17 protein-coding genes are annotated in these 18,398 nt (G+C 72.2%); 10 read left to right on the top strand and 7 right to left on the bottom strand.

All coding sequences use genetic code 11. From position 1 onward, the window contains the following. Positions 1 to 319: 319 nt before the first annotated feature. The 5 genes from J2X46_RS12390 to J2X46_RS12370 are packed head-to-tail and all read left to right on the top strand — an operon-like array spanning position 320 to position 5,038. Positions 320 to 2,236: a glycosyltransferase gene (locus J2X46_RS12390; protein WP_310250846.1), complete on the top strand. Its 1,917-nt coding sequence runs from the start codon at positions 320 to 322 to the stop codon at positions 2,234 to 2,236. Further along, entirely contained in the window at positions 2,233 to 3,429 is a 1,197-nt protein-coding gene (locus tag J2X46_RS12385; protein WP_310250843.1) for an acyltransferase, read from the top strand. Before J2X46_RS12390 ends, J2X46_RS12385 begins: the two co-directional genes overlap by 4 nt. A 32-nt stretch (positions 3,430 to 3,461) precedes the next feature. Beyond that, on the top strand, positions 3,462 to 3,806 hold the full coding sequence (locus tag J2X46_RS12380) for a TraR/DksA C4-type zinc finger protein (RefSeq protein ID WP_310250841.1): 345 nt from the start codon (positions 3,462 to 3,464) through the stop codon (positions 3,804 to 3,806). A gap of 57 nt (positions 3,807 to 3,863) precedes the next feature. Then, entirely contained in the window at positions 3,864 to 4,157 is a 294-nt protein-coding gene (locus J2X46_RS12375) for a virulence factor (protein WP_310250839.1), read from the top strand. Then, a complete protein-coding gene (locus J2X46_RS12370) occupies positions 4,154 to 5,038 on the top strand; it encodes a homocysteine S-methyltransferase family protein (protein WP_310250836.1) in 885 nt (294 codons plus the stop codon). Before J2X46_RS12375 ends, J2X46_RS12370 begins: the two co-directional genes overlap by 4 nt. A gap of 4 nt (positions 5,039 to 5,042) precedes the next feature. On the opposite strand, the gene J2X46_RS12365 is transcribed toward J2X46_RS12370, so the two are convergent. Further along, positions 5,043 to 6,713, bottom strand: coding sequence for a serine/threonine-protein kinase (locus J2X46_RS12365; RefSeq protein WP_310250834.1), 1,671 nt, complete (start codon positions 6,711 to 6,713; stop codon positions 5,043 to 5,045). 82 nt (positions 6,714 to 6,795) lie between these two features. Here J2X46_RS12365 and J2X46_RS12360 point away from each other — a divergent pair, with 82 nt between their 5' ends. The 3 genes from J2X46_RS12360 to J2X46_RS12350 all read left to right on the top strand — a co-directional run bounded on the left by J2X46_RS12360 (position 6,796) and on the right by J2X46_RS12350 (position 9,461). Further along, positions 6,796 to 7,557 (top strand): alpha/beta fold hydrolase, encoded by a 762-nt coding sequence (locus tag J2X46_RS12360; RefSeq protein WP_310250831.1) that lies wholly within the window; start codon positions 6,796 to 6,798, stop codon positions 7,555 to 7,557. A 129-nt stretch (positions 7,558 to 7,686) separates the two neighbouring features. After that, positions 7,687 to 8,820 (top strand): sensor histidine kinase, encoded by a 1,134-nt coding sequence (locus J2X46_RS12355; RefSeq protein ID WP_310250829.1) that lies wholly within the window; start codon positions 7,687 to 7,689, stop codon positions 8,818 to 8,820. Continuing rightward, the gene (locus tag J2X46_RS12350) at positions 8,817 to 9,461 is read left to right on the top strand and encodes a response regulator transcription factor (protein ID WP_310250827.1); all 645 of its coding nucleotides are present in this window, start codon (positions 8,817 to 8,819) and stop codon (positions 9,459 to 9,461) included. Before J2X46_RS12355 ends, J2X46_RS12350 begins: the two co-directional genes overlap by 4 nt. On the opposite strand, the gene J2X46_RS12345 is transcribed toward J2X46_RS12350, so the two are convergent. The 4 genes from J2X46_RS12345 to J2X46_RS12330 all read right to left on the bottom strand — a co-directional run bounded on the left by J2X46_RS12345 (position 9,440) and on the right by J2X46_RS12330 (position 12,628). Next, the gene (locus J2X46_RS12345) at positions 9,440 to 10,108 is read right to left on the bottom strand and encodes a DUF2306 domain-containing protein (RefSeq protein ID WP_310250825.1); all 669 of its coding nucleotides are present in this window, start codon (positions 10,106 to 10,108) and stop codon (positions 9,440 to 9,442) included. The two genes, J2X46_RS12350 and J2X46_RS12345, sit on opposite strands and share 22 nt — an antisense overlap. A gap of 124 nt (positions 10,109 to 10,232) precedes the next feature. Then, positions 10,233 to 11,312: a branched-chain amino acid aminotransferase gene (locus J2X46_RS12340; RefSeq protein WP_310250822.1), complete on the bottom strand. Its 1,080-nt coding sequence runs from the start codon at positions 11,310 to 11,312 to the stop codon at positions 10,233 to 10,235. A gap of 77 nt (positions 11,313 to 11,389) precedes the next feature. Further along, positions 11,390 to 12,478, bottom strand: a complete 1,089-nt coding sequence (locus tag J2X46_RS12335) for a 3-isopropylmalate dehydrogenase (RefSeq protein WP_310250819.1) — start codon at positions 12,476 to 12,478, stop codon at positions 11,390 to 11,392. 9 nt (positions 12,479 to 12,487) lie between these two features. Next, a complete protein-coding gene (locus tag J2X46_RS12330; protein WP_310250817.1) occupies positions 12,488 to 12,628 on the bottom strand; it encodes a hypothetical protein in 141 nt (46 codons plus the stop codon). A 425-nt stretch (positions 12,629 to 13,053) separates the two neighbouring features. Between J2X46_RS12330 and J2X46_RS12325 the strand changes: the two genes are divergently transcribed. After that, positions 13,054 to 13,620: a class I SAM-dependent methyltransferase gene (locus J2X46_RS12325; RefSeq protein ID WP_310250815.1), complete on the top strand. Its 567-nt coding sequence runs from the start codon at positions 13,054 to 13,056 to the stop codon at positions 13,618 to 13,620. Between the two features lie 7 nt (positions 13,621 to 13,627). Here J2X46_RS12325 and J2X46_RS12320 read toward each other — a convergent pair whose 3' ends face one another. Then, a complete protein-coding gene (locus tag J2X46_RS12320) occupies positions 13,628 to 14,308 on the bottom strand; it encodes a hypothetical protein (protein ID WP_310250812.1) in 681 nt (226 codons plus the stop codon). A gap of 62 nt (positions 14,309 to 14,370) precedes the next feature. Here J2X46_RS12320 and J2X46_RS12315 point away from each other — a divergent pair, with 62 nt between their 5' ends. Beyond that, complete coding sequence (locus J2X46_RS12315; protein WP_310250809.1) at positions 14,371 to 15,816, top strand: PLP-dependent aminotransferase family protein; 1,446 nt, start codon at positions 14,371 to 14,373, stop codon at positions 15,814 to 15,816. Positions 15,817 to 15,881: 65 nt separating this feature from the next. Here the strand turns inward: J2X46_RS12315 and J2X46_RS12310 are convergent, their stop codons facing one another. Further along, complete coding sequence (locus J2X46_RS12310) at positions 15,882 to 18,395, bottom strand: immune inhibitor A domain-containing protein (RefSeq protein ID WP_310250807.1); 2,514 nt, start codon at positions 18,393 to 18,395, stop codon at positions 15,882 to 15,884. Between the last annotated feature and the right edge of the window lie 3 nt (positions 18,396 to 18,398).

Here is an 18,398-nt window from a genome sequence, read left to right as displayed (position 1 = left end):
TGCAGGAGGTCGGCGCGGCGGGGAGTCCCGTCGCGCTAGGCAATGATGATCGTGGTGCTGCTCACGAGAGCATCGTGCCACCGATCCGGCTGCCGTGAGACCGACGTCTCGAATCCCGGTCGCGGCCCCGCAATGCGGACACCTCCCTCCGGCTTCCGGCCCAGTGACTCGGCTCACCGCCGAAACGCCGCCGAGGACTTGCACCGACGCCGCCGACTTCGGAATGGTCGACGGCTCGTTCAAGCGGCCATCCCGCTCCCAGAACGTTCGCGGCTCACGCAGACGCACTCACCGACATCCGCCGATGAGAAGGACTCCCGTGACCACACTCCCCCGCACCGCCACGCCGTTCGACCGGCCCAGCACCACCGGTGCCGTCGTCGACCGGCGCGAGATCGTCGCCTCGGTCTCCCGCTTCCACCGGACCACCCGACGCCGCATCGTCGCGGTGATCGACCCGGTGTGGGCGACCGACAACGACGACCCCACCGACCACACCCGCGCCCCGCGCGAGACGATCGAGCGCGCGGCCGAGCTTCTGACCTCGCGGCTCAAGCCCGGTGAGCTGATCTCGGCCACCCCCAACGGCCGCCTGCTCCTCCAGCTGCGCCGCGAGGACCGCGCCGCGCGGCCCGTCCGCCTGCAGGAGATGGCGTACTTCGCGCTCGAGGTGCTCGACCGCCTGCACCGGGCCGACGGCGTCGTCGACCTGGGTGTCGGTTGGGCGCCGATCACCCGCAAGCAGGACCCCGAGGCCGCGGCCGAGGCGGCCACCGACGCCGCCGCCGAGTCGCTGCGCCAGCGCGACCTCCAGCCGCGGCAGGACGGCGCGCACGTGCGCTCGCGCAACCCGCGCATCTCCGGCTTCACCATCAGCCGGCAGATCCTGCTGGCGACCGTCGGCAGCGTCGCTCTGCCGTGGCTCGCCATGGTCGGGCTCTACCACCTCGGCATCGACGTCTCGGGCGCCCTCTACTGGGTGCTCGTCTCGGCGCTGTCGATCACCGCGCTGACCATCTGGGCCGAGGTCTCCCACGCCTTCACCCCGCCCACGCTGCCACCGCCGCCCGAGGGCGAGGCGCCACTGGCGACGGCCGTGATCGCGGCCTACCTCCCCAACGAGAGCGACACGATCGTGGAGACGCTCGAGCACTTCGTCGCCCACGAGTACGACGGCGGCGTGCAGGTCGTGCTCGCCTACAACACACCCGTCGACCTCCCCGTCGAGGCCGAGCTGGCCGCCCTCGAGCGGCAGCACGAGCGGCTGACGGTCCTCAAGGTCGAGGACAGCACCTCCAAGGCGCAGAACGTCAACGCCGCGCTGCGCGTCGCGCAGGGCGAGTTCATCGGCATCTTCGACGCCGACCACCACCCCGCCGACGGCTCGTTCGAGCGCGCCTGGCGCTGGATCGCGGCCGGCCACGACGTCGTCCAGGGCCACTGCGTGATCCGCAACGGCGCCGACTCCGCCCTCGCGCGGCTCGTCGCCGTCGAGTTCGAGCAGATCTACGCCGTCGCCCACCCGGGCCGCGCGTCGCTGCACGGCTTCGGCATCTTCGGCGGCTCCAACGGCTACTGGCGCGCGTCCGCTCTCGAGCGGATCCGCTTGCGCGGGTCGTACCTCACCGAGGACATCGAGGCCTCGATGCGCACCCTCGCCGCCGGCGGCAGCATCGTCAACGACCCCGGCCTCGTCAGCCACGAGCTCGCCCCCGAGACCGTGGGCGCGCTGTGGAAGCAGCGGATGCGCTGGGCGCAGGGCTGGTTCCAGGTGTCGATGCGGCACCTCTGGCCGCTGCTCCGCAACCCGCACATGGGCCTGCGCCAGCGCGTCGGCCTGACCTACCTGATGGGCTGGCGCGAGGTCTACCCATGGATCTCGCTGGCCTCGTGGCCGCTGCTCGGCTTCCTCGCCTGGCGTGACGGCGGGCTCGACATGGGCACGCCGCTCTTCGTGCTGATCACGCTGTTCGTGACGGTCTCCGGCCCGCTGCAGACGCTGGCGGCGTACCGGCTGGCCGCCCCGTCGGTCCGCAGCCACAAGCGGTGGTTCGTGACCGCCGCGCTGCTCAACCTGCTCGTCTACACCGAGGCGAAGAACCTGGTGAACCGCGTCGCGCACCTCAAGCAGCTGCGCGGCGAGCACCAGTGGGTCGTCACCCCGCGGACGGCCTCGAGCACCGGTTCCTCGTCCCCCGATCCTGACCGCTCCGACCGCCTGGAGGTGGCCGCATGAGCACCACCCTGGACATGTCCGCCCCGACCGCCACCACGACGCGTGGCAAGCGGGTCTTCCCCCTCAACACGCTGCGCGCGATCGCCGCGCTCAGCGTGGTGACCTTCCACGCCTACCAGTCCTCGCGCAGCGGACCCGACGCCGCATGGCCGTGGGACGGCCTCGCGCACCGCCTGATGCTCGGCACCGAGCTGTTCGTCGAGATGTTCTTCGTGCTCTCCGGGCTCGTGCTGTGGGTGCCCGTCGCCCGCGCCGTGCTGTCCGGTGAGGAGACCCGCTCGGGTCGCGCCATGCTGCTGCGTCGTACGGCACGGTTGCTGCCGCTCTACTTCACGGTCGTGCTGGTGGTGTGGGGCCTGACCAACCACTCCATGCCCGGCCACTGGCAGGACCTGGTGCTGCACCTGACGTTCACGCACATCTACAGCGACACCTACATCTTCTGGACCGCCGGCCCCGCCTGGAGCCTGGCCGTGGAGTTCCACTTCTACCTCCTGGTCGCGCTGTCGTTCCCGGTGGTGCGGTGGGCGCTGCGCAAGTGGCCCGAGGCGCGTACGACGATCCTGCTGGCGCCGGCGGCGCTGCTGCTCGTGATCGGGCTGGCGTACAACGCGCTCACGATCAACGTGCTCCACATCGCCGCCGAGGACTGGTCGGTCTGGTTCTCCCCCGCCTCGCGCGCCGCGACCTTCGCGGTGGGCATGCTGCTCGCCGTGCTGAGCGCCCGCGGCGTCGCGCTGCCGACGGTTCCGCGACGGCTGGCGGCGGCGGTCGGCCTGAGCACCCTGCTCGCGCTGGTCGTGGCCCGTCCCGAGACCACGATGCTGCACTGGTGGCCCACGCTGTACGCCGTCGCGCTCGGGGTCGCGCTCTCCGCGATCGTCCTGCACGAGGGCGAGTGGGCCGGATGGCTCTCCGAGCCGACGATGGCCTGGCTGGGCGGCCTCGGTTACGGCATCTACCTGATCCACGAGCCCGTGCTGCGCGTGGTGACGTCGTGGGGCCTGGTGCCCGAGCCGCAGACCGGGCCGGCCTTCCTCGCCACTGCGGTGGTGGTCGCGCTGCCGTCGATCGCGCTGGCCTGGATCAGCTCGCGGACCGTCGAGGTCGCCGGCCTGCGGCTGGCGACGCTCATCGACCGCAACGGCAAGAAGCGGGAGTACTACCCGCACCTGGTCGCCGACCCGGCCTGAGCGCTGTCGGTGGACCGGCGCAGGATGACGTCGTGGACACCCGTGAACGCCTCGCGGTCGAGCGCCAGCAGGCGCTCGACCGCCTGGCGAGCCTGACCGGCGACTACGACGCGGTGGTGGCCGCGTCGCTCGACACCAACGCCGACGACGAGCACGACCCCGAGGGCCACACGATCGCCTTCGAGCGCTCGCAGATCGGGGCGCTGGTCCGGCAGGTCCGCCACCACGTGGCCGAGGTCGACGCCGCCCTCGAGCGCGTCGACGCCGGGACCTACGGCGTGTGCGAGGTGTGCGGTCGCCCGGTCGGCGAAGCTCGGCTCGACGCGCTGCCGGCGGCGCGCACGTGCGTGGTGTGCGCCGCCCGAGTGCGGCCGTGATCCGTTCACCCGGCGGACGACCTCGCCGATGTCGCACGGTCGACCTAGGCTCCCGGCATGACGGACTACCAGGTGACGCGGTGGCGCGAGCTGCCGTCGATGGTCGCGGCCCGCGCCGGCGACGAGACGGTCAAGACCACGCTCGCGCCACGGTTCCAGGAGGCGATCGACGAGGCCGCGATGCGCCTCGGCGACACGGGCGCCGACGACTACCTCGCCGGCTGGGAGCGCACGGCGTGGACCGAGGCCGACGGTTCGCCGGCCGACGTGCTCGACCGGGTCGTCGCCGAGCTCGAGGCCGAGTGGCCGAGCGAGCGGATCGCCGGCTACCTCGACGGGCTGGGCCAGTGAACCGGCTGGCCGCGCTGCTCGGCGCGCACCGCCCGGTCCTGCTCGACGGCGGCATGGGCACGCTGCTCCAGGACAGCGGCCTCGAGGACGGCAACCCCGGCGAGCTCTGGAACCTCGAGAACCCCGACGCGATCCGCGCCGCGCACACGGCGTACGCCGACGCGGGCTCGCGCATCCTGACGACCAACACCTTCGGTGGCACCCGCCCGCGCCTCGACATGCACGGGCTCGGCGACCGGCTCGCCGAGGTCAACCGCAACGCCGCGCAGATCGCCCGCTCGGTGGCCGACCCGCGCGGCCTGCTCGTCGCCGGCGACCTCGGCCCGACCGGCGAGCTGCTGGCGCCGCTGGGCACGATGACGCCCGAGGAGGCGCAGGCGCTCTTCGCCGCGCAGGTCGCCGGACTCGTGGAGGGCGGCATCGACCTGGTGCTGGTCGAGACGCTCAGCGACCTGGGCGAGGCCGACGCGGCCGTCGCCGCGGCCCGCGAGGTCGCACCCGACCTGCCGATCGTGGTGACGATGAGCTTCGACACCAACGTCCGGACCATGATGGGCGTCCGCCCGGGCGAGGCGGTGGCGCACCTGGCCGCCGCTGGCGTCGACGCCGTGGGCGCCAACTGCGGCCGCGGCCCCGAGGAGATGGAGCTCATCGCGGCCGAGATGGTGGCCGCCCGCACCGGCGACGTGCTCCTCGTCGCGCAGTCCAACGCCGGCCTCCCCCAGGTCGTCGGCGACCACTTCGAGTACGACGCCACCCCCAACGACCTCGCTGCCCACGCGCAGCGTCTCGCCGACCTCGGCATCGACCTCGTCGGCGGCTGCTGCGGCTCGACGCCCGCTCACATCGCGGCGATGCGGGCGACGCTGACGCCCGCCTGAGGCCTCAGAGCCAGCTGGGCAGGCTCACGTCGGAGAAGGGCGCGGAGTCGTCGGGCGTCCAGTCGGTGCCCTGGGCGGAGACGGCAGCGCCGAGGGCGGAGGCGAGGGCCGCGACGAGCAGGGTCGCGAGCAGCCAGGGCACGCCGCGCCGGGCGAGCGGGTGGACCACCCGGCGGATGGGTGACTGGACCCGCTCCGAGCCCGGACCCCACCAGGTGGCGAGGGCGAAGAAGACACCGACGACCGTCAGCGACGTCGTCATCGAGAGCGACGCGGCGAAGCAGACGAGGGCGACCGCGACGGCGATGCCGAGGCTCCAGAAGAGCAGGATCACGGTCCCGCCGAGCCCGGCCACGACGTGCCAGGGCGCGGCGAGCAGCGCCTGGATGCCGTCGTACCACTTGGCGCCGCGGCGGTTGCGGCGGTCGGCCGACGAGCTCGCCGCGATGGAGCCCGTGCGGAGCAGCCAGATGACGATCGCGACGACCGCGAGGGCGATCCACGGCGCGAAGGCGATGGCGCCGGTGACGACGCCGCCGCCGGCGAGCAGCAGCAGCGACCGGCGGATCCGCTCCCCGGCCGGGACGCGCTCGCGGGCGGGGCCGCCGTACTCGGCCGAGACGTACTCTGTCGAGCCGTCGGGCAGGACGCGCGTCTGGCGCTGCGGCACGGTGTGGTCGTCCGGTGCGTCGCGGTCGTCGTAGAAGCCCTCCATCGGGGAGCTCCAGTCGGACGACCAGTGCACCGGCTCCGCGGCAGGCGTCTCGACCTCCGTCGGCGCGGTATAGCCCTGCTGCGCCGCAGCGGCGTAGGGCAGCGTCACCGGGTGCGCCTGGACGCGGGGCTCACGCGGCTCGCCGCCGGCGAGGTCCTCGATCCAGTCGCGCACCTCGTCGAGCGTGGGCCGGTCCTCGGCCCGTGGCGCGAGCGCCTCCTCGACGAGCTCCAGCACCTCGGGGTCGAGGCCGGTCAGGTCGTGCTCGCCCCGGCGGACGCGGTCCATGATCGCCACCGACGGCCCGCGGCCGAACGGCGCGCGTCCGGTGCCGGCGTACGCCATCGTGGCGGCCCACGCGTGCACGTCGGAGGCGACGGTCGCGTCGTCGCCGTAGAGGATCTCGGGGGCGAGGTAGCCCGGCGTGCCGAGCAGCCAGCCGTTCATCGTGATGCGCGAGTCGTCGGCGACGCGGGCCAGGCCGAAGTCGATCAGGATGGGGGTGCGCCCCTCCATGATCACGTTGGAGGGCTTGATGTCGCGGTGCAGCACGCCGACCGAGTGCACCGCCTCGAGCGCCTCGGCGAGGCAGTCGGCGAACCACAGCAGGTCGTCGCCGCGGAGCGGTCCCTCCTCCTGCACGTGGTCGTGCAGCGAGAGGCCGGGGACGTAGCGCGTGGCGACGTAGGGGATCTCGCCCCACGGGTCGGAGTCGACGATCTCGGCGATGCGGCGGCTGCGGATGCGGCTCAGCGAGCTCACCTCGCGCGCCAGCCGGCGGCGGGCCTCGTCGTCGCCGACGATGTGCGGACGCAGCACCTTGATCGCGACGGGCCGCTCCCCCGGCTTCTGCCCGAGGTGGACCACGCCCATGCCGCCCTCGCCGAGGCGGGCGCGCAGCGTGTAGCCGCCCACGGTCAGCCCGGCCGGCGGCGCCTGCGGGCGCTGGTACGTCGTCACCCCCTGAGGATACGGACTGCACCCGCCATCGGTTCGATCCCGACGACGCGCGGCGGGGCGCGGATCCGGCACGATGAACCCCATGGCCGAGCGCGTCACCTTCCCCAGCATCTCCGGCGAGCCGCTCGCCGGCATCGTCGACCTGCCCGCCGGCGAGGTCCGCGGCTGGGGCGTCTTCTCCCACGGCTTCACCCTGGGCAAGGACTGCCCCGCAGCGTCGCGGATCTGCAAGCAGCTCGCCGCGGAGGGCATCGGCATGCTCCGCTTCGACAACCTCGGCCTCGGCGACTCCGCAGGCGACTGGGGTGACGGCTCCTTCTCCCACAAGGTCGCCGACACCATCGAGGCGGCGCGCTTCCTCGACTCGACCGGGCGCCCCGTCGACCTCCTCGTCGGCCACTCCTTCGGTGGCGCCGCGGTCATCGCCGCCGCCCGCGGCATCCCGCAGGCGCGCGCGATCGCGACCGTCGCCGCGCCGTACGACCCCTCCCACGTCGAGCACCAGTACGACGCCGTGGTCGAGCGGGTGATGGCGGAGGGCGAGGCGCCGGCGACCTTCGGCAACAAGACCCTCACCATGAAGCGCGCCTTCGTCGAGGACGTCCGCCGTGCCCACCTGCACGAGGCGATCACCACCCTCAAGCGGCCGCTGCTCGTCATGCACTCGCCCACCGACAACACCGTCGGCATCGCCAACGCCAGCGAGATCTTCAAGGCCGCCCGCCACCCGCGGAACTTCGTGTCCCTCGAGGGCTCGGACCACCTCCTCACCGCCCCCGGCCAGGCCAAGCGGGCAGCACGGATCATCAGCGCCTGGGCGGACCAGTACCTCGTCCCTCGCTGAGCGTCGCGAAGGTGGCGGCACATCGCAGGCCGCGGGCCCTCTCGGTTGCGATCTGCCGCCACCCTCGAGGCGAGCGACTCGGTCATCCGGCCGATCCGGGTGAGGCGGCCCGAGCACTACGGTTTCCGCATGCTCACCCTGGCTCGGTCGCTGTGGCGTCTTCCTGCGCCGCCGGACGCTCGGCCGGCGGGGCGATGGGACTACGCCTTCGTGGCTGCGGTCGCCGTCATGGCAGTGCTGGAGGCGACGGTGCTCCGTCCGGACCTCGACCGGCGATGGCTCTCGCTCGCCGCATTCCTCGTGTGGCTGCCGACCCTGCTCCTTCGACGCACGCGCCCCGGTGTGATGGTGACGGTCTTCGCGGTGGTGATGTTCGTCCCGGTCTACGAGGCCTTCGAGTCGTCCGGCCGCCCGCCCGATGACCTCCACACCGGAATCGTCGCCCTGCTCATCCCCTACTCGATCACGCGCTGGGAGTCCGGTCGCGCCGTCATCCCGGACCTGTTCCTTTTCGGTCTCGTGGCGGCCAGGTCACTGCTGTGGGAGGGAACACCGACCGGAGACCGCGTCGGCGGCACCGCTGTGATCGTGGCGGCCGCAGCAATGGGTGCTGCTGTCCGTGCTCGCGCGATGCTGCAGTCGCGCCAGCTCGACGTCGTACGGCAGCAGGAGCGCGAGCGACTGGCGCGCGACCTGCACGACACGGTCGCCCACCACCTCACCGCCATTGCGATCAGCGCCCAGGCGGGCCTCGCCGTCGCCGACGCGAAGCCGGAGGCGGCCCGCGACGCGCTGCGCCGGATCGACGAGGAGGCCACCCGCACGCTCGCCGAGACCCGCAAGGTGGTGCGGATGCTCCGCACTGACGAGGACGAGGTCGACCGGCCGCTCGACGACCTGGCCGGCCTGGCCTCCACCGGAGGCCCCGGACCGAGCGTCGACGTGCAGGTCGCCGACGGGCTCGACGACCTGTCCCCCACCGTGGGTGCGGCGTTGCAGCGCATCGCCCAGGAGGCGGTCGCCAACGCGCGCCGCCACGCCGACGGCGCCACCTCGGTGCACGTGCAGGTGCGCAGGCACCTGGACGACGTCGAGCTCGTCGTCACCGACGACGGGCGTGCGCCGACCCGGTCGGCCGAGGGCTTCGGCATCGTCGGGATGACCGAGCGTGCGGCCCTCCTCGGCGGCACGCTGGCGGCCGGACCGGCACCCGACGGCGGCTGGCGCGTGACGGCCACCCTCCCCTCGGAGGAGCGCCGATGACGCTGCGCGTGCTCGTCGCCGACGACCAGGAGATCGTCCGCACCGGACTGGCGATGATCCTCGGCGCCCAGGACGGCATCGAGGTGGTGGCCACGGCCGTCGACGGCCAGGACGCCGTCGAGCGGGCGCGCGCGATCCGGCCCGACGTCTGCCTGTTCGACATCCGGATGCCGCGCCTCAACGGCATCGAGGCCACTCGTGCGCTGGCCGGCCCCGACGTGCCCGACCCGATGGCGGTGGTCGTGGTGACCACGTTCGACCTCGACGAGTACGTCTACGGCGCCCTCCTCGCTGGCGCCAAGGGCTTCCTGCTCAAGGACTGCGGGCCCGAGCTGCTGACCCACGCCGTCCGCGCCGCCGCCGACGGCGGCTCGCTCATCGCGCCGACGGTGACCACCCGCCTCCTCAGGACGTACGCCGACCGCGACGTGCCGTCGCAGCCCACCTCACCGCTGACCGAGCGGGAGGAGCAGGTGCTCGTCGCCGTCGCCCGCGGCCTCACCAACCACGAGGTGGCCGCGGAGCTCTACATCTCGCTCAGCACGGTGAAGACGCACCTCGGCGCGCTGATGATGAAGCTCGGCGCGCGCAACCGGGTCGAGCTCGCGCTCTGGGCCTATCAGACCCGTCGCCTCGGCTGACGCGCCTGTGACCGGCGCACCAGCCACTCCGCCACGACCAGGTTGAGCACCCACGCGAAAGCCATCCCGCTGGCCTTGAGCGTTCCGCTGGGCTGGCCCACGAAGAACACCATCGGCCCGAGGACCAGCGCCTGCGTGCCCGCGCCCTGCGCGACGGCGTACGCACGCGCCATCCAGCGCTGGTGGGTACGGACGTCCCGCCGTCGGATCGCGACCAGCCCGAGCACCAGCCCGACGACCATGATCGAGCCGAAGAGCAGGCGGAACCACATGAGCGCGGTGTTGTCGTAGACCGGCAGGTCGCCGAAGGCGGCCATCCACATGCCGCTGAGCGCTCCCGCGAGGCCGGCCGGGACGAGGATGCGACCGCTCCAGCGGTGCCACCCCGGGCGGCGCCGACGGAAGGACGGCATGAACTGGAAGGCGCCGAGCAGGCAGAACGTCGTCGCCCCGAAGATGTGGACGAGGATCGGCAGGGGCAGGTCGAAGAAGCGGGCGTTCTCCGCCGTGCGGCCCGACGACAGGTCGACCAGCCGCGCTGCTCCGGCGGCGGCCGGCACGAAGGTGAGGGCGAGCAGGCTCGCCGGGATCCACCAGTCCCGCCGGGTCCGGGTGGGGGTGCGGGGTCGGAGCGCGGTCGTCGTCATGCCGACGAGCCTCGTCGCTCACGGCGTACGACGGATCGGCCCCGCGGTCCGTGCGGGTCAGCCGATCGGCCGATGTGGTTTCGAGGCTCGCTGGCGCTCGCACCTCAACCAGCGGAGGCGCGTGTCAGCAGACCTGGTGCATCCAGCCGAAGGTGTCCTCGGTGCGGCCGAACTGCATGCCGACCAGCGCGTCGCGGATCTGCATCGTCAGGTCGGTGCTCGCGGGGGCGGGCGTGACCGCGGACGGGGTGCGGAGTTCGCCGACGGGGGTCACCACGGCTGCGGTGCCACAGGCGAAGATCTCGGTGATCTCGCCCGAGGTGACGCCGTCGCGCCACTCGTCGATCGAGAACTTCCGCTCCTCGACCGCGTGGCCGAGCTTGCCGGCGAGCTCGATGATCGAGTCGCGGGTGATGCCCTCGAGGATCGTGCCGGTCTCCGGCGTCACGATGCTCCCGTCCTTGTGGACGAAGAAGAGGTTCATGCCGCCGAGCTCCTCGATGTAGCGGAACTCCTGGTCGTCCAGGAAGACGACCTGGTCGCAGCCCTGCTCGATCGCCTCGCGCTGCGCGGCCAGCGACGCGGCGTAGTTGCCACCGGTCTTGGCGGCGCCCATGCCGCCGCGGCCGGCGCGGGTGAAGGTCTCGGAGAGCCAGAGGTTGACCGGCTTGATGCCGCCCTTGAAGTAGGCGCCGGCCGGCGACGCGATCACCATGAACGTGACGTGCTGGGCCGGGCGGACGCCGAGGAACTTCTCCGAGGCGAACATGAACGGCCGCAGGTACAGCGACTTCTCGCCGCCGCCGGTGTTGTCCGGCACCCACCGCTGGTCGGCCTCGACGAGCGCGTCCACGCAGTCGACGAAGTGCTCGACCGGGAGCTCGGGGAAGGCCAGGCGCTGCGACGACCGGATCATGCGGGCCGCGTTCTGCTCCGGACGGAAGGTCCAGATCGAGCCGTCCGCGTGCCGGTAGGCCTTCATGCCCTCGAAGGTCTCCTGGGCGTAGTGCAGCACCGCCGTCGCCGGGTCCAGCGTCAGCGGTCCGTAGGGCTCGATCCGGGCGTTGTGCCAGCCCGCGTCGGGCGTCCACTCCACCAGCAGCATGTGGTCGGTGAAGTGCGTTCCGAAGCCGGGGTTGGCGTGGATCTCCTCCAGCCGGGCCTGCTCGACGGGCGTGGGGTTGGCGGTGGTGCTGATCTGCATGGGGTCAACCTATTCCAAGGGTCATGGTCTCGATACGGCCCTCGTCCCTCGGGCCTACTCGACCACCTCGGGCGAGGTCAGAGGCGGGAGGCGATGGCGTCGCCGACCTCGCTCGTACGACGGCTCGCATCGGGCGCGCGCTCGGTGAGGTCGGCCAGCACGGCCGCCTCGATCGCGGCCGCGGCGTCGGTGTGGCCGAGGTGGTCGAGGAGCAGCGCGCCGGAGAGGATCGCGGCGGTCGGGTCGGCCTTCTGCTGGCCGGCGATGTCGGGGGCCGAGCCGTGCACGGGCTCGAACATGGAGGGCGCCGTCCGGTCCGGGTTCACGTTGCCGGAGGCGGCCAGCCCGATGCCACCGGTGATGGCGGCGGCGAGGTCGGTGATGATGTCGCCGAAGAGGTTGTCGGTGACGATCACGTCGAAGCGGGCGGGGTCGGTGGACATGAAGATCATGGCCGCGTCGATGTGCATGTAGTCGGTCGTGACGTCGGGAAACTCCGCGCCGACCTTCTCGAAGAGCCGCCACCACAGCGAGCCGGCGTTGACCAGGACGTTGGTCTTGTGGACCAGGGTCAGCTTCTGGCGCGGTCGCTTCTGCGCGCGGGCGAAGGCGTCGCGCACGACGCGCTCGACGCCGTACGCCGTGTTCACGGAGACCTCGGTGGCGACCTCCGCGGGCGTGCCGACGCGCAGCGCGCCGCCGTTGCCCGTGTAGGGGCCTTCGGTGCCCTCGCGGACCACCACGAAGTCGATGTCGCCGGGCTCCGCCAGGGGTGAGGCGGCGCCCGGGAAGAGGCGCGACGGGCGCAGGTTGACGTAGTGGTCGAGCTCGAACCGGAGCCTGAGCAGCAGGCCGCGCTCGAGGATGCCGGGCGGCAGGTTCGGGTCGTTCGGCTTGCCGCCGACCGCTCCCAGCAGGATCGCGTCGTGCCCGCGGATCTCCGCGAGCACCGAGTCGGGCAGCACCTCGCCGGTCGCGAGGTAGCGCTCGGCGCCGAGGTCGTAGCGCGTCGACTCGAACTTCACCGGTGAGGCGACCTCGAGGACCTTGAGGGCCTCGGCGGTCACCTCGGGGCCGATCCCGTCGCCGGGGATGACGGCGAGGGTCTGGCTCCCCTGGGCCGAGGAGGTGGCCGGTGCGGACGCGGGCTGCTGGGTGTCGGGCATGCGGCGAGGCTAGTTGTCGTCCGGGCGCTCGCCGCCGCCGTCTCGCAGGTCAAGCGCGGTCTGGACGGCGACTGCGGTGTTCTCGGCGCTGCGGGCGTTCTCGGGGTCGTGGGCCGCGGGGCCCCACGAGTCGGGATACATGTCGTACATCGGTCTCACTCCTGTGTGCGGGATCGGATGACTCCTCGAAGCGGGTCCGAAGCCACCGACACCACGGCGGGTGAGGGATGCGGGGTGTCCGGGGATCGCCCGGGGCCCGGCGGCCGGCCGACGAGTGTGCGGATCGCGCAGGAACTGCGTGGACCCGCCATGGAGTCGACGGCTTCGAACTCAGAGAGGAATCTCTGTCGAAAGGCCGGGGGCGGAACCTCGTCAACGCCGAACACCGCGACGAGGTGGCCTCTCTGTCAGGCCTCGCCGCGGCGATCGATAAGTACGAAGAACGTCCGCATGGTGAGTCGACTGTACGACCGTCCGCGGGTCGCGCGCACCTGGTTTGGCGAACCGTGTCAGATCGTGAGATGTCGGCCCGGTCCCTGGGATTTGCCGCGTGGGGTGACAGACTCGGCGGCCTCATGTCTGCCCCTCCGGATCTTCCCGACGTCGTCTCGCGCGCCTTCGACGTGTGCCGCCAGGCCGGCTACGTCGCGTTCTGCCGCAACGAGACCGGTCGCCTGCTCGCGACCCTGGCCGCCACCCGCGGCGGCACGATGGCCGAGTTCGGCACCGGGTGTGGCGTCGGCACCGCGTGGCTGCGCAGCGGCGTACGCAACGGGGCGCGGATCCTGACCGCCGAGCTCGACGAGTCCCTCGCCGGCGCGGCCCAGCAGATCTTCGTCGACGACGCGAAGGTGGAGGTGCTCGCGGCCGACTGGAGCGTGCTGCGCGAGCACGGCCCGTTCTCGCTGCTCTTCCTCGACTCCGGCAGCCCGTCGGAGGTCGGCGTCGACCAGGTCATCGACCTCGTCGAGCCGGGCGGCATCGTCGTGCTCGACGACTTCGCGCCGTGCGAGTCGTGGCCGCCGATCACCTACGGCCGGGTCGACACCCTGCGCGAGCAGTGGCTCACCGACGAGCGATTCACCGCCGTCGAGGTGATGGTCGCGACCGACGCGTCCGCCGTGATCGCCACCCGCCGCTGAGTGGCCGCTACTCCGCGGCGGGCGCCAGCACGTCGACGGTGAACCAGGGCAGCATCAGCTGGGTCAGCGGACCGATGGCGAGGGCGTAGAAGACCGTGCCGATGCCGAGCACGCCGCCGAGGAGCAGGCCGATCACGACCACGGTGACCTCGAGGCCGGTGCGCACGAGGCGCAGCGAGAGGCCGGTGCGCCGGGCCAGGCCGGTCATCAGGCCGTCACGCGGGCCGCGACCGAGCTGTGCGCCGATGTAGAGGGCGCTGGCCAGCCCGCAGAGCACCACACCCCCGACCATCAGGGCGATCCGCGCCCCCATCGCGTCGGGCTCCGTCAGCACGGCCAGGGTCGCGTCGGCCGAGAAGCCGACGACCAGCGCGTTGCTGATCGTGCCGAGGCCCGGCATCTCCTTCAGCGGGATCCACAGCACGAGGACCACGAAGCTGAACAGCACGACGGCTTGGCCGAGCGTCATCGGCACGTGGCGGATGAAGCCGGAGTGCAGCACGTCCCACGGCGCGAGGCCCAGCGAGCCGCGCACCATCAGCGCGAGCGAGACGCCGTACAGGAACAGGCCGACGTAGAGCTGCGGGAGCCGGCGGGCCAGCCGCCCGGCGCGGAGCTGGGCGACCGGGCCGAGGTCGACGAGGACGCCACGGGGAGCCGTGCTGCCGGCGGAGACGGTGCTGGTCATGGGCACCAGTGTGCGCCTGATTGGCCTTGTCGAACATAGCCAATCGTGGAACAGTGGCCTGCATGAGCCGCCTGATCAGTGCCCAGCGCGTAGCCACTCTGGTGGGCGATTTTCACCGCTCCCCGGCCTACGTCGGCCTGGCCGAGAGCCTCCGGGTGCTGATCGGCGACGGCCGCATCGGCCTCGACGTGCGCCTGCCGAGCGAGCGTGAGCTGACCACCGCACTCGACGTCTCGCGCGCCACCGTGACCCGCGCCTACGACGTGCTCCGCGAGAGCGGGTACGCCGAGGCGCGACGCGGGTCGGGCACGTTCACGCGGGTGCCGGGTGGCCGCCGCCGCGCCCACGACCGGGCGCTGATGCCCGGGCCGGGCGGTGACGACGTCATCGACCTCAACTGCGCCGCGCACTCCGCTCCCCCGGGCCTGGTCGAGGCCTACCAGCGCGCCACCGACGAGCTGCCCGCCTACCTCGGCGGTCCCGGCTACTTCCCGCTCGGCGTGCCGGTGCTCCAGGCGCGGATCGCGGCGGCGTACGACGTCCGCGGGGTGCCGACCGTGCCGGAGCAGATCATGGTGACGGCCGGCGCGCTCGCCGCGGCGTCCATCGTGGCGCAGGCGTTCACGGCGCCCGGCGAGCGCGTCGTCGTCGAGTCACCGACCTACCCCAACGCCACCCAGGCCGTCCGGCACGCCGGTGCCCGGCTCGTGCCCGCGACCGTCGACCCCGACGGCTGGGACCTCGACGCCCTCGCCGCGACGCTGCGGCAGACCTCGCCGCGACTGGCGTACCTGATCCCCGACTTCCAGAACCCGACCGGCCACCTGATGTCCGACGCCCAGCGCGCCGAGCTCGCCTCCGCGCTGGCCCGCACCCGCACGGTCGCGGTGGCCGACGAGGCCCACCAGGCGCTCGCGCTGCGCCCCGGGCTGGCCGACGACATGCCGAAGCCGCTGGCCTTCCACGCCCCGGACACGATCACGATCGGCAGCGCCAGCAAGTCGTACTGGGGCGGCCTGCGGCTGGGCTGGGTGCGCGCTCCCCTGTCCGAGATGGACCGCCTGCTCCAGGCGCGGATCGGGCTCGACCTCGGCGCCCCGGTCTACGAGCAGCTGGTGCTGGCCGACCTGATGGAGCGCGCCGACGAGGTGCTGCCCGTCCACCGCGCGCGGCTGGTCGCCGGGCGCGACGCGCTCGTCGAGGCCGTCGCGCAGAGCCTCCCCGACTGGGGGTTCCGGGTGCCCGACGGCGGGCTCGCGCTGTGGTGCGAGCTCCCCGCCCCGCTCGGCACCGCGCTCACGGAGGAGGCATCGCGGCGTGGCGTCGTGGTCGCGCCGGGACCGGTCTTCGCCGTCGAGGGCGGCCTCGACCGGTTCGTCCGGATCCCGTGGACCGCCGATCCCGAGCAGCTGGTCGAGGCGACCCGACGCCTCGCGGCCGCGTGGGAGGTCGTCGCCGCGCACGGCGGACCGCTACCGGGCCGGCCGAGCCGCGTCCTGGTCGCCTGACCTCCACACGGGACGAGCCCGCCCCCGCTGGCTGCGGGGACGGGCTCGTGCGAGGTGGTGCGTGATCAGCGGACCTTCTTCGGCTCCACCCTGATCTTGAGAACTCCACGGTTGTCGTCGAGCACCCGGATGAGGGTGCCCGTCTTCGGCACGTTCACGCCGTACCAGCCGGGCTGGTAGCGGCCGACGTGAGCACCGGTCACGGCGTGCTCGTCGCGGTTGAACCACCAGTTGAGGGTGTCGTCGAACGTCGGCACCGCCTTCTGGCTGCGGATGCGTGCGGCCACGCCACCCAGGTGCAGCGTGATCGAGTCCGTCTTCTCGAGCCCGAAGGTCGAGTCGTAGGACAGGATGCGCGGCCGCATCAGGGTGCCGTCGCCCCAGTGGCTGAAGCTGGGATGCGCGTCGACCGGCAGGATCAGGCCCTCACCGGGGTGGTCGCCCACGTTGTTGTCGCTCTGGGACGAGTCCCAGTAGGTGACGAGCATGCCGTCCTGGTAGGGGTAGGTCTCCACCTTGTCGGGCGACGCCGGCAGGAAGCCGAAGTTGTACGCCGTCTCCAGCGACGTGTCGTAGCCGTCGTACTGGCGGTTCTCGGCGATGTAGGCGTTGAAGAACGTCTCCACCTCCGAGCCTGTCGTGGTGCGGAACCCGTCGAGGACCCAGCCCTCGGAGTCGGTCTCGGCGGTGCCGATGGCGGTGCCGCCGATCGCGATGTCGTCGACCCGGAAGCCGCTCTCCACCGCCGCCCCGTCCGTCTGGTAGCGGAAGCGGACCGCGGTGGTGCCGGCCGGCAGGGTCGCCGTGAGCGGGACCCAGCCAGCGGTGCCGCCGGTCAGGCCGGCGCCACTGGTGTTGAAGCCGCTCTGGTTGTGGCCGGCGTGGTTGGCCGAGTCGGACAGGTTCGTCATGACCGGGGTCCACGTCGTACCACCGTCGCTCGAGGCCTCGAGGAACGCGTAGTCCCACTCCTCCTCGATCTGGTAGTTGACCTTGGCCGTCAGCGCCGTGCCGGTCACACCGGTCTTGGTCATCGTGGTGTTGAGGTCGTTGCCCTGGTTGGACCAGAAGTACCTCGCGCCCGAGCCTGCTGCTGGGGCCCCGAGCTCGAGTGGCACTTCCTTGTCCGGCAGCACGGCGATGACCGCCTGGTTGGCGTTCTTGGTCGCCGGGACGTTGGCACCGAGCTTCTCGGTCGCCTTCTGGCCGGGCTGGACCACGCTGTAGAACGGCCCCTTGTCGCCCTGCTGGTCGAGCCAGCCGAGCTGGAACAGCTCCCACGCGCCGAGGTCGGTCGGGGCGTCGCCGATGGTGTCGCCGCCGTCGCCGATGTTGGCGCCCGAGGACATCAGGCTCCAGAAGGCGGTGGAGTTCTCCGCACCACCGGTGTTGCCGGAGGTGTCGTAGAGGTCGGGCAGGCCGAGGTCGTGGCCGAACTCGTGCGCGAAGACGCCGAGGCCGCCGTTCTCGGGCTGGATGGTGTAGTCACCGACCCACACGCCGGTCGGGTTGTTCGGCACTGGGTTGGTGGCGCTGGCACCGAGGCCGTAGGCACCGCCGTTGGAGCCGATGTTGACGCCGGTGAGGCCACCGGGGCCGCCGGCCTGCAGGTTGGAGTACCAGCGGTGGCTCCAGATGGCGTCCGAGCCGTAGACCGGGTCACCGGCCGCCTCGTCGCCGCCCGCGTGGACGATCTGGAAGTGGTCGATGAAGCCGTCGGGCTCCTGGAAGTTGCCGTCACCGTCGATGTCGTACCGGTCCTGGAGGTCGAACGTCTTCAGGTAGTCGGTGATCTGGGCCATCGTCTGGCCGGCGTCGAGCTGGTCCTGGACCCACACCGCGAGCGCGTCGCGGATCAGCGCCTTGGTCGAGGCGCAGGTGGTGACCGGCGAGCCCGGCGGGACGCCGCAGAAGCCGCGGCCGTAGAGGGCCTCGTTGTAGGGGACCTTCACCCACTCGGTGACGTCGCCCTCGACCGAGTAGCGACCCGAGGACTGCCGCTCGTAGTACTTCGCCATGCGGTTGAAGTACATGTCCTCGTAGTGCTCGCGGTTGAAGTCGTCCTGCCAGATCGTGGTGTTGTCCGTGGCCCGGTCGGGCTCGGGGATCTGGTTGTGGAGCGGGCCGTCGAAGGTCTGCGGCTGCGGGTCGGGCAGCGGGAACCCGTTGTTCGGCGGGTCGACGAAGCGCTTGTCGGTGGCGGTCTCGTAGCGCTGGTTGCCGAACTCGGCGAGCACCACGAAGATCCGGTCGGTGCCCTCGCGCTCGAGCGGCACCTCCTGGTTGCGGCCGTGGCGGCCCGCGCGGAACGGGTTCTTGCCCTCGGCCTTGCGCTCGAGGGCGGCCGCCAGCTGCTCGTCGCGCTTGTGCGCGATGGCCAGGGGGTGCTCGGGCTCGTGGCCGGCGCCGGGGCGCTCGGTGGCCTGGTCGTCGAACGGGGCGGTGGTCGCTTGCTTGTACGTCGGCTTCTTCGGCGATTGCGCGATGCTCGGGGCGGCCACGGCAGAGCCTGCGATCAGCAGGCCGCCGACAGCCGCCGCCACAGCAAGGCGCCGAGCCTTGCGGGGGTGGTGAGTCACGGA

This window comes from Nocardioides sp. BE266, assembly GCF_031457855.1.
Taxonomy (GTDB): domain Bacteria; phylum Actinomycetota; class Actinomycetes; order Propionibacteriales; family Nocardioidaceae; genus Nocardioides.
Note: the sequence above shows the minus strand (reverse complement) of the source record. Positions and strands in the feature narration are given on the sequence as shown.

What these genes read in the sequence shown, in the direction of transcription:
- J2X46_RS12385 (WP_310250843.1), top strand. Translation starts at nt 2,233, where the DNA reads ATGAGCACCACCCTGGACATGTCCGCCCCGACCGCCACCACGACGCGT.
- J2X46_RS12375 (WP_310250839.1), top strand. Translation starts at nt 3,864, where the DNA reads ATGACGGACTACCAGGTGACGCGGTGGCGCGAGCTGCCGTCGATGGTC.
- J2X46_RS12360 (WP_310250831.1), top strand. Translation starts at nt 6,796, where the DNA reads ATGGCCGAGCGCGTCACCTTCCCCAGCATCTCCGGCGAGCCGCTCGCC.
- J2X46_RS12355 (WP_310250829.1), top strand. Translation starts at nt 7,687, where the DNA reads ATGCTCACCCTGGCTCGGTCGCTGTGGCGTCTTCCTGCGCCGCCGGAC.
- J2X46_RS12350 (WP_310250827.1), top strand. Translation starts at nt 8,817, where the DNA reads ATGACGCTGCGCGTGCTCGTCGCCGACGACCAGGAGATCGTCCGCACC.
- J2X46_RS12345 (WP_310250825.1), bottom strand. Translation starts at nt 10,108, where the DNA reads ATGACGACGACCGCGCTCCGACCCCGCACCCCCACCCGGACCCGGCGG.
- J2X46_RS12340 (WP_310250822.1), bottom strand. Translation starts at nt 11,312, where the DNA reads ATGCAGATCAGCACCACCGCCAACCCCACGCCCGTCGAGCAGGCCCGG.
- J2X46_RS12335 (WP_310250819.1), bottom strand. Translation starts at nt 12,478, where the DNA reads ATGCCCGACACCCAGCAGCCCGCGTCCGCACCGGCCACCTCCTCGGCC.
- J2X46_RS12330 (WP_310250817.1), bottom strand. Translation starts at nt 12,628, where the DNA reads ATGTACGACATGTATCCCGACTCGTGGGGCCCCGCGGCCCACGACCCC.
- J2X46_RS12325 (WP_310250815.1), top strand. Translation starts at nt 13,054, where the DNA reads ATGTCTGCCCCTCCGGATCTTCCCGACGTCGTCTCGCGCGCCTTCGAC.
- J2X46_RS12320 (WP_310250812.1), bottom strand. Translation starts at nt 14,308, where the DNA reads ATGACCAGCACCGTCTCCGCCGGCAGCACGGCTCCCCGTGGCGTCCTC.
- J2X46_RS12315 (WP_310250809.1), top strand. Translation starts at nt 14,371, where the DNA reads ATGAGCCGCCTGATCAGTGCCCAGCGCGTAGCCACTCTGGTGGGCGAT.